General features: G+C 71.5%; 9 protein-coding genes and 1 pseudogene. 5 read left to right on the plus strand and 5 right to left on the minus strand.

The window, feature by feature from the left end:
• Both VI078_04035 and kdsB read left to right on the plus strand, forming a co-directional pair.
• Positions 1-326: pseudogene (locus VI078_04035) on the plus strand (PfkB family carbohydrate kinase).
• Between the two features lie 57 nt (positions 327-383).
• A complete protein-coding gene (gene kdsB, locus VI078_04040; GenBank protein ID HEY5998455.1) occupies positions 384-1,157 on the plus strand; it encodes a 3-deoxy-manno-octulosonate cytidylyltransferase in 774 nt (257 codons plus the stop codon).
• Between the two features lie 7 nt (positions 1,158-1,164).
• Here kdsB and tatC read toward each other — a convergent pair whose 3' ends face one another.
• A complete protein-coding gene (gene tatC, locus VI078_04045) occupies positions 1,165-1,959 on the minus strand; it encodes a twin-arginine translocase subunit TatC (GenBank protein HEY5998456.1) in 795 nt (264 codons plus the stop codon).
• The gene (gene tatB, locus VI078_04050; GenBank protein HEY5998457.1) at positions 1,946-2,350 is read right to left on the minus strand and encodes a Sec-independent protein translocase protein TatB; all 405 of its coding nucleotides are present in this window, start codon (positions 2,348-2,350) and stop codon (positions 1,946-1,948) included. Before tatB ends, tatC begins: the two co-directional genes overlap by 14 nt.
• 171 nt (positions 2,351-2,521) lie before the next feature.
• On the opposite strand from tatB, the gene VI078_04055 reads away from it, so the two are divergent.
• Positions 2,522-3,553: a potassium channel protein gene (locus VI078_04055; GenBank protein ID HEY5998458.1), complete on the plus strand. Its 1,032-nt coding sequence runs from the start codon at positions 2,522-2,524 to the stop codon at positions 3,551-3,553.
• Positions 3,554-3,721: 168 nt separating this feature from the next.
• Here the strand turns inward: VI078_04055 and lon are convergent, their stop codons facing one another.
• The 3 genes from lon to galT form a co-directional block, all read right to left on the minus strand.
• Positions 3,722-6,136 carry an endopeptidase La gene (gene lon, locus VI078_04060; protein ID HEY5998459.1) on the minus strand — a complete coding sequence of 805 codons (2,415 nt, stop codon included), beginning with the start codon at positions 6,134-6,136 and terminating at the stop codon, positions 3,722-3,724.
• A gap of 68 nt (positions 6,137-6,204) precedes the next feature.
• Entirely contained in the window at positions 6,205-6,570 is a 366-nt protein-coding gene (locus VI078_04065) for a response regulator (GenBank protein HEY5998460.1), read from the minus strand.
• A gap of 16 nt (positions 6,571-6,586) precedes the next feature.
• A complete protein-coding gene (galT, locus tag VI078_04070; protein HEY5998461.1) occupies positions 6,587-7,597 on the minus strand; it encodes a galactose-1-phosphate uridylyltransferase in 1,011 nt (336 codons plus the stop codon).
• A gap of 79 nt (positions 7,598-7,676) precedes the next feature.
• On the opposite strand from galT, the gene VI078_04075 reads away from it, so the two are divergent.
• Together VI078_04075 and VI078_04080 are read left to right on the plus strand one after the other, a co-directional pair.
• Positions 7,677-8,495 carry a DUF4159 domain-containing protein gene (locus VI078_04075; GenBank protein HEY5998462.1) on the plus strand — a complete coding sequence of 273 codons (819 nt, stop codon included), beginning with the start codon at positions 7,677-7,679 and terminating at the stop codon, positions 8,493-8,495.
• Positions 8,496-8,522: 27 nt separating this feature from the next.
• Positions 8,523-9,006 (plus strand): hypothetical protein (locus VI078_04080; protein ID HEY5998463.1); only part of this gene is annotated, 484 nt, incomplete at its 3' end.

A 9,006-nucleotide genomic window follows, 5' to 3' on the forward strand; every position in this document is an offset into this window, starting at 1 on the left:
CGCTCGCCGCCGCCGGCGCCGGCGCCGGCGGCGACGTGGTGCGCGCGGGCGCCGCGCTGGTTCGACGGGCGCGCGGCGCGTCGGTGCTGGTCACCCGCGGCGAGCACGGCATGAGCCTCTTCGAGCCGGGCCATGCGCCCCTGCATATCCCGACCGTTGCGCGGGAGGTCTTCGACGTCACCGGCGCGGGGGACACCGTGGTGGGTGTCCTGGCGCTGGCGCTGGCCCGCGGGGCGCGGCTGGGGGCGGCCGCGCGGCTGGCCAACCTCGCCGCTGGCATCGTCGTCGGCGAGTTCGGCACGGTGCCTGTCACTCGCGAGCAGCTCCTGGCCGACCTCGAGGACGCGCCGCCGCCGTCGGCGTAGGCGCGGAGGAGCGGGGGCGTGCGCGTCGTCGTCGCAATCCCTGCCCGCATCGGCTCCACGCGCCTTCCGGCCAAGGCCCTGGCGGACATCGGCGGCGAGCCGATGGTGGTGCGCGTCTGGCGGCGCTGCTCGCGCGTGCGCGGCGCCGACCGCGTCCTGGTCGCCACCGACGACCGCGCGATCGCCTCCGCCGTGGCGGCGGCCGGCGGCGAGGCGGTGCTGACGGGCGAGTACCCCTCCGGGACCGACCGGATCGCCGCTGCCGTCGCCGGGGACCCGGGCGATCTCGTCGTCAACGTCCAGGGCGACGAGCCTTTCGTCGACCCGGCCTCCGTCGAGGCACTCGTGGCGAGCTTCGCGGGCGAGCCGGCGCAGGAGGCCGCGACGCTCGCCACGCCGGTGCGCACCGCCGACGAGCTCTACGCGCCTTCGGTCGTCAAGGTGCTGGCGGGCCGCGACGGGTACGCGGTCAGCTTCTCGCGGTACCCCATCCCGTGGCGCGAGGGGCTGTGGGACGTGGGACCCGACGGGTGGCGGCGGCCGGCGGCCCCCGCCAAAACGGCGGGCTACCTGCGGCACATCGGCATGTACGCCTACCGCGCGGCGTTCCTCGCACAGCTCACGCGGCTGGAGCCCACCCCGGGCGAGCGGGCGGAGCGGCTCGAGCAACTGCGGATCCTGGAGCACGGGCGGCGCATCCGCGTGGTCGTCGTGCCCGAGGCGGGACTCGCCGTCGACACGGCCGCGGACCTGGCCGAGGCGCGCCGCCGCGCCGCGCGCGAGAGGGACTGAAGAGCCGTCAGCCGGCAGGCGCCGGGGGCGCCGCCGGCGTCTGCTGCGTCCCCTTGCCGCGGCGCAGCAGATCCTGGACCCGGATGGCCCAGATGCTGACCTCGAAGAGCAGGAACAGGGGCACCGAGACGAGCGTCTGCGAGAAGACGTCCGGCGGACTGAGCACCGCGCCGATGACGAAGCTCACGAGCAGCACGTACTTGCGGTTCTTCGCCAGCTGCGCCGCCTTGATGATGCCCATCCGGGCGAGCAGCAGCATGACGAGCGGGATCTGGAAGATGAGCCCCGCGGTCGCCATGACGAGGCACGCCGACGAGACGTACGAGGAGACGGCGAGCATCGGCTTGACCTCCTCGCTCGAGTAGCCGGACATCAGGTAGCGGAGCATGAACGGCAGCGCGAAGTAGTACGCGAGCGCGGCGCCGGCGACGAAGAGGATCGTCGAGGCGACCACGAGCGGCCCGATCAGGCGCCGCTCGTGCCGGTAGAGGCCCGGCGCGATGAAGGCCCAGATCTGGTAGAGGACCACCGGCGACGCGAGGAAGAGGCCGGTCCAGAGGCCGAGCTTCAGGAAGGTCATGAAGCCCTCGGTGAGGCGGATCATCACCAGCGGTGTGTTCGGCAGCGCGGTCTTCAGCGGCACGGTCAGCCAGGAGAAGATCTTGTCCACCTGGGAGTAGGCCAGGCCGAAGGCGACGAGGACCGCCAGCAGGGCCTTGACCAGGCGGCTGCGCAGCTCCTCCAGGTGGCTGAGGAACGACTGGCGCTCGCCCGGGGTCTTCGGCGCCTCAGCCGCGTCCATGCTCGTCCTTCCCGCCGCCCGCTTCCGGGGCCTGCGGCGCGGCAGTCTCCCCCGGCGCCTCAGGCGGCGCGCATGTCGGCGTCGGGGCCGACGGCGGCTGAGCCCCGTAGGGGAACGGGGCGGGCGCGGGGGGCGTCGTGAGCAGCGACTCCGCCGGCGGTGGCGGGGCGCCGCCGGGCGGCGGGGGGGGAGGCAGATCCATGAGGCTGCGCCGGAACTCGTCGGTCTGGAGGTCGACCTCGACGGTGCGCTTCATGTCGTCGAAGGCGCGCCGGAACTCCGCGTACCCCTTGCCGAGCGCGCGCGCGATCTCCGGCAGTCTCTTGGGCCCGACCACGATGAGGGCGATCGCGCAGATGAGCACGATCTCCTGCATGCCGATGCCGAACACGTCCACCTCCGGCGCGGAACTTCCGCGCATGTCGCAAAAATGGGATGTTAGAGAAGCCCCCGGGGGGTGTCAAGGACGGGAGGTCCCGCGGGAGGTCGTGCGCGGGCAAGCGGGGCCGCGCGTCGCCGGAACGCTTGACGCGACGCGCCGCGACCCGCTAGGTTCTGCGGCATGGGTGCAAGCGGCGGGATGCGCGCGTTCCTGGCGGGTGAGCACGGCCGCCGCATCGTCGGGGCCCTCGCGGTGCTGGCCGGCGTGACCGTCTGCGCAACCGCGGGCTTCATGCTCATCGAGGGCTGGAGCCTGCTGGACGCGTTCTACATGGCGGTGATCACGATGACGTCCGTGGGCTTCGGCGAGGTGCACCCGCTCACGCCCGCGGGAAAGATCTTCACGGTGGCGGTGATCCTCGGCGGCGTTGCGATCGTCGCGATGTTCCTCAGCTACGGTTCGCAGGTGGTCTTCGCGGGGCAATTCGAGAGGTTCATGGGGAGGCGCAGGATGGAGAAGGAGATCGCGCGGCTGCGGGACCACTACATCATCTGCGGCTACGGCCGCATGGGGCGGGTTATCTCGCGCGAGTTCGCCAAGAAGCCGGTGCCGTTCGTCGTCGTCGAGAACAGCCCCGAGGTCTTCCGCGAGATCGACCCCGGGATGCTCTGCATCGCCGGCAACGCCGAGGAGGACTCCGTGCTCGCCGCCGCGGGCATCGAGCGCGCCCGCGGACTGGTGACGGTCGTCTCCTCCGATGCCGACAACGTCTACATCACGCTCACGGCCGCCGGCCTGCGGCCCGACCTCTACATCGTGGCGCGCGCCGGCGACGAGGCCGCCGAGCGCAAGCTGCTGCGGGCCGGGGCCTCGAAGGTCGTCTGTCCCTACGCGATCGGCGGCACCGGGATCGCCAACGCCATCCTGCGGCCCGCCGTCGTGGACTTCATCGAGCTGGTCACGCGGCGCGAGCACCTCGAGCTGCAGATGGAGGAGGTGCTGATCGCCCCCGGCTCGGCTCTGGCCGGCCGCACGGTCCTCGAGACCGGCCTGCGCCAGCGCTACGGCGCGATCGTCGTCGCCGTCAAGCAGGGGGACGAGCGCATGCGCTTCAACCCGGCGCCGGAGGACCGGCTCGCGGCGGGCGACCGGCTCATCGTGCTTGGCGCCGGCGACATGCTCGACGCGATCGGCAAATTGGCCGCGGGCTGAAAACGGGCCCATCGGCGGCTCCTTGCCCGCGCGAGCCTTGCGAGTGCGGGAGATGCCTGCGGCGGCCACAAGGCCGCCTCAGCATCCGCCTCGTCGCCCTCCTTGCATCTGACCCCTTTTGAGCCTGCGGCCGGTGTCGGAAGGACACGGTCCGGATCAGGCCCGGTGTCAGTGCGCCGTGGCCGGCTGTGAGCCGGCGAGGAGCTCCTCGAGGTCGTACTCGCGCCGCGCACCGGCCTCCCCGAAGTCGTAGTGGGCGAGCGCCTCGCGCAGCACCTCGTCCATCGTCTCCGCCTGGATGAAGGTCAGCGCCTTGCGCACGTGCCCCGGCAGGTCCTTGAGGTCCTTGGCGTTCTCCTTCGGGATGATCACCCGGGCGATGCCCGCGCGGTGCGCCGCCAGCGCCTTCTCCTTGAGGCCGCCGATCGGCAGCACCCGCCCGCGCAGCGTGATCTCGCCGGTCATCGCCAGGTCGTGGCGCACCGGGACCCGGGTCAGCGCCGAGGTCAGCGCCGTGCAGATCGTGATCCCGGCGGACGGCCCGTCCTTGGGGATCGCGCCCTCGGGGACGTGGATGTGGATGTCGAGCTTGTGCGCGAAGTCCGCGGGCAGGCCGAAGAAGCGTGCCCGCGAGCGCAGCCACGAGAGCGCGGCCTGCGCCGACTCCTGCATCACGTCGCCGAGCTTGCCCGTGAGGATGAGCTTGCCGCGGCCGGCCATGAGCGTGGCCTCGATCGCGAGCAGGTCGCCCCCGGACTCCGTCCACGCCAGCCCGGTGGCGATGCCCACGCCCTCGCGCTGCTCGGCCTTGCCGCGGTGGTAGCGCGGCACCCCGAGGTAGCGCTCGAGCGCCGGCACCGTGACGACGGTGCGCCGGTCGCGCGGGCCGCGGACGACCCGCCGCGCCACCTTGCGGCAGATCGCGGCGATCTCGCGCTCGAGGCTGCGCACGCCCGCCTCGCGGGTGTAGCGGTGGATGAGCTCGCGCAGCACCGCGTCCGAGATGGCGAGGTTGCCGGCCGCGAGCCCGTTGGCCTCGAGCTGCTTGGGCAGCAGGTGGCGGCGCGCGATCTGGACCTTCTCGAGGTCGGTGTACCCCGGCAGCGCGATGATCTCCATGCGGTCGAGCAGCGGCGGCGGGATGGCGAAGGTCGAGTTGGCGGTGGTGATGAACATGACCTCCGAGAGGTCGAAGTCCACCTCGAGGTAGTGGTCGCTGAAGGTGCAGTTCTGCTCCGGGTCGAGCACCTCGAGCAGCGCGCTCGCAGGGTCGCCGCGGAAGTCCGTGCCCAGCTTGTCGATCTCGTCGAGCAGGAAGACGGGGTTGCGGCTCTTGGCCTTCTTCAGCGACTGGATGACCCGCCCGGGCAGCGCGCCGATGTACGTGCGGCGGTGCCCGCGGATCTCGGCTTCGTCGCGCACGCCGCCGAGCGAGAGGCGCACGAAGTTGCGCCCCATGGCCCGCGCGATCGAGCGCGCCAGCGAGGTCTTGCCGACGCCCGGCGGCCCGACGAAGCAGAGGATCGGGCCGCGGATCTTCTTCACCAGCTGCGTCACCGCGAGGTACTCGAGGATGCGCTCCTTGACCTTCTCGAGGCCGGCGTGGTCCTCATCCAGGATCTTCGCCGCGGCGCGCACGTCCAGCTTGTCCTTCGTGCGCGCGCTCCAGGGCAGCGAGACGAGCCAGTCGAGGTAGTTGCGCACGACCGTGGCCTCGGCCGAGAGCGGCGGCATCTGCTCGATCTTCTTGAGCTCGCGCGCCGCACGCTCTGCGGACTCGGGGCTCATCTTCGCGGCCTTGACGCGGGCGCGCAGCTCCTCGATCTCGCTCTTGAACTCGTCCTTCTTGCCGAGCTCCTTCTGGATCGCCTTCATCTGCTCGACGAGGTAGTACTCCTTCTGCGTCTTCTCCATCTGGCGCTTGACCTTGCCGTGGATCTTGCGCTCCACGAGCATGATCTCGATCTCGGCGCCGAGCAGGCGCAGCAGCTGCTCGAGGCGCTCGGCCGTGCCGGTCGTCTCGAGCAGGGCCTGCTTGTCCTGGTTCTTGACGAGCAGGTTGGCGCTGACGGTGTCCGCCAGCTTGTCGGCCTCGGCGATCCCCGCGACCGTCACCAGCAGCTCGGCCGGGATCTTGCGGCTGAGCTTGACATACTTCTCGAACTGCTCGAGCACCGAGCGGCGCAGGGCCTCGAGCTCGCGCCCGCCCTCGCCCGACAACGACGCCAGCGGCCCGATGCGCGCAGTGAGGTGGGTGCCGCCCGCGGAGACCGCCTCGAGGCGCACCCGCTCCACGCCCTCGACGAGGATCTTGACCGTGTTGTCCGGGAGCTTGAGCACCTGGAGGATCTCGGCCCGCACCCCGACCTCGAAGATGTCCGCGGGCTCCGGGTCGTCGACGGCGGCCCGCCGCTGGGTGGCGAGCACGAGCTGCTTGTCGGCGGCCATCGCGGCCTCGATGGCGGCGATCGACTTGGCACGGCCGACGAACAGCGGGACGACCATGTGGGGGAAGACGACTATGTCGCGCAGCGGCAGGAGCGGAAGCTCCGGCGTCTGCGGGGACTGCGTGGTTTCACTCATGGCAGTAGACCACCTTTCCTCGGCACGTTACGCCTGCGAAGTTCGATGCGCCCCGCGGCGCCGGCGATTCACGCGGCGGGCTCGCCGAGAAGCTGCGCGATGCGCGACTTGAGCTCCGTGAGGTCGGCGGACTTGACGACGTAGCCGTCGGCGGACCAGGTGCCGAAGTTCGAGCGGAACTCGCCGTACGCCGTCACGAGGATCACCGGCAGGTCCGGCTGACGCTCCTTGACCAGCCCGAGCGCCTCGATCCCGTCGGGCCCCTCCGCCAGGCGGATGTCCAGCGTCACCAGGTCGGGGCGCTCAGTCTCCAGCAGCGCCTCCGCCTCGCGCCAGGACGCCGCCGTGAGCACGCGGTAGCCGGCCTCGCCCAGTTCATCGGCGTAGAGCCTGCGGATGTTCGGCTCGTCGTCGACGATCAGGACCGTCCTCACGCCAGCCTCCGCCGCTTCAAGGCCGCTCGACCCGGGCCTCGCGCAGGAACCGCGCGGCCTCCTCGGGCGGCGTGGGGTTGATGAAGAACCCCGAGCCCCACTCGAAGCCGGCGATCTTCGAGAGCTTGGGCATGATCTCGATGTGCCAGTGGTAGTACTCGTTGTCCTCCTCGCGGAAGGGGCTCGTGTGCAGGATGTAGTTGTAGGCCGGCCCCTCGAGGACGCCGTCGATGCGCCGCAGCGTCTCCTGGAGGATGCCCGCCAGCGCGACGAACTGCTTCGGGGACGCGTCCTCGAAGGAGGAATCGTGCTTCTTGGGCAGGATCCAGCTCTCGAAGGGGAAGCGCGGGGCGAACGGCGCGAGCACGACGAAGTCCGAGTTCTCGCCGATGATCCGGGTCCCGGTGTCCAGCTCCTGGCGGACGATGTCGCAGAAGACGCAGCGCTCCTTGTAGCGGTAATAGGTGAGCGAGCCGTCGACCTCCTCGCGCACGCGCTTGGGCACGATCGGCAGCGCGATGAGCTGCGAGTGCGAGTGCTCGAGGGTCGCCCCGGCGCTGATCCCGTGGTTCTTGAAGATGAGCACGTAGCGGAACCGCAGGTCGCGCTTGAGGTCCATGATGCGGTCGCGGTAGGCCCAGAGCACGTCCTCGACGCTCTTGAGGCTCATCGTCGCCAGCGTCGCCTCGTGGTCCGGCGTCTCGATGATCACCTCGTGGGCGCCGATCCCGTTCATCTTGTCGAACATCCCCTCGCCGACGCGGTCGAGGGCGCCCTCGATCTGCAGGGCGGGGAACTTGTTCGGGACGACGCGCAGCTTCCAGCCCGGCTTGTTGGGAGGCGTGCCGTTGTCGCGGTAGGCGAGGATCTCGGCCGGGGTGGTGTGCTCGTTGCCGGCGTCGAACGGACAGAACCCTCCCTCGCGGCGGTTCTCGTGGGGGAGAATGAAATCGGACGGCCGCTTCCCGCGGTCGCTGGAGATGATGACCCAGCGCCCGAGGATCGGGTCCTTCCGCAGCTCAGGCATCGCGTTCCTCCCGGCCTCGCGCCCGTCTCCCGGGGGCGAGGGTTGTCATTGCGTCAGGACAGGATATAGTGAGGGCGCTATGAAGACAAGACCGACGGATTCCCCCGGGGAAGCGGGCGAACGGCGCCGCTTCCTGCGCCTGCTGGCGGGCGGCGTCGCCGGTGGGTGCCTGGCGGCTCTGGCCCCGTCAGCGGCGCGCGCATTCAGCACCATGCGGGCCGACCCGACCGTGACGACAAAGCGCTTCTTCTTCGCACAGTTGCAGCTGCAAGGCGGCGTCAACCCCTACCCGTCGGCGGCGGCCGAGTTCGTGCGCGAGCTCGAGCGGATGACGAGCGTGGAGGCCGGCCCCGACCGGGTCGATCTCGGCGTGGCCGACCCGCGCCTCTTCTCCTACCCGTTTCTCTGCCTCTCCGGGACGCGGGACTTCCCGCCGTTGGCAGAAGCCGACGTCGCGCGGCTGCGCACCTGGCTCGAAGCCGGCGGGACGCTGCTGGCTGACGACGCAGCCGCGATCCCCGGGTACGGCTTCGACGCAGCGGTCCGCCGCGAGCTCGCCCGCATCCTCCCCGGGGTGCCGCCGGAGCGGCTGGGGCCCGACCACACGGTGTTCAAGTCGTTCTTTCTCGTGCGCACGGTGTCCGGGGCGCGCGTGGTCAGCCCGTTCCTGGAGGGGGTCACCATCCAGGGGCGGACGGCCGTCATCCTCTCGCCGAACAACCTGCTCGGCGCGTTCGCGCGGGATCCGCTCGGCCGGTGGGTCGAGCCGTGCGCGCCCGGCGGCGAGCGCCAGCGCCGGCTCGCGTTCCATCTCGGGGTGAACATCGTGATGTACGCGCTCTGCTCCGACTACAAGCAGGACCGCATCCACGTCCCGTTCCTCCGCCAGAGGAGCTAGCCGGCGCCGGGACTGCCGCACCGCTCGATGGTTCACGCCCTCTCGTTCCCGACGGAGATCGCCCGCGCCTGGGCCGCCGGCGCGCTCCTGCTGCTGGCGGCGGTCGCGCTCTGGCAGTTCCTCGCGCTGCGCACCCGGGTGGCGGTTCCCCGTGCGCTCGCCCTGGCGGTGCTGCGCGCCGCCGCGCTCGCGCTCGTCCTGGTCCTGCTCGCCGGCCCGCGACGGGTCCTGCGCAGCGTCAGCAGGGAGAGCCGGCCGGTTGCGGTCCTCGTCGACACCTCCCAGAGCATGGGGCTGCGCGGCGGGCTGGAGGGGACGCGGCTGGACCGCGTGCGCTCGTTCCTCGGGAGCGAGGACTTCAAGGCGCTGGCCGGGGAGTTCCCCCCGCGCTTCATGGCCTTCGCCGCGGCCGCCGCCCCGGTGCCTCCCGACGGCCTCGGGGCGCTGCGCGCGGACGGCCCGCGCACGGACATCGCCGGAGCGGTGAGCGCGGCCGGGGGCGCCGGGGCGC

The organism is bacterium, assembly GCA_036524115.1.
Taxonomy (GTDB): domain Bacteria; phylum JAUVQV01; class JAUVQV01; order JAUVQV01; family DATDCY01; genus DATDCY01.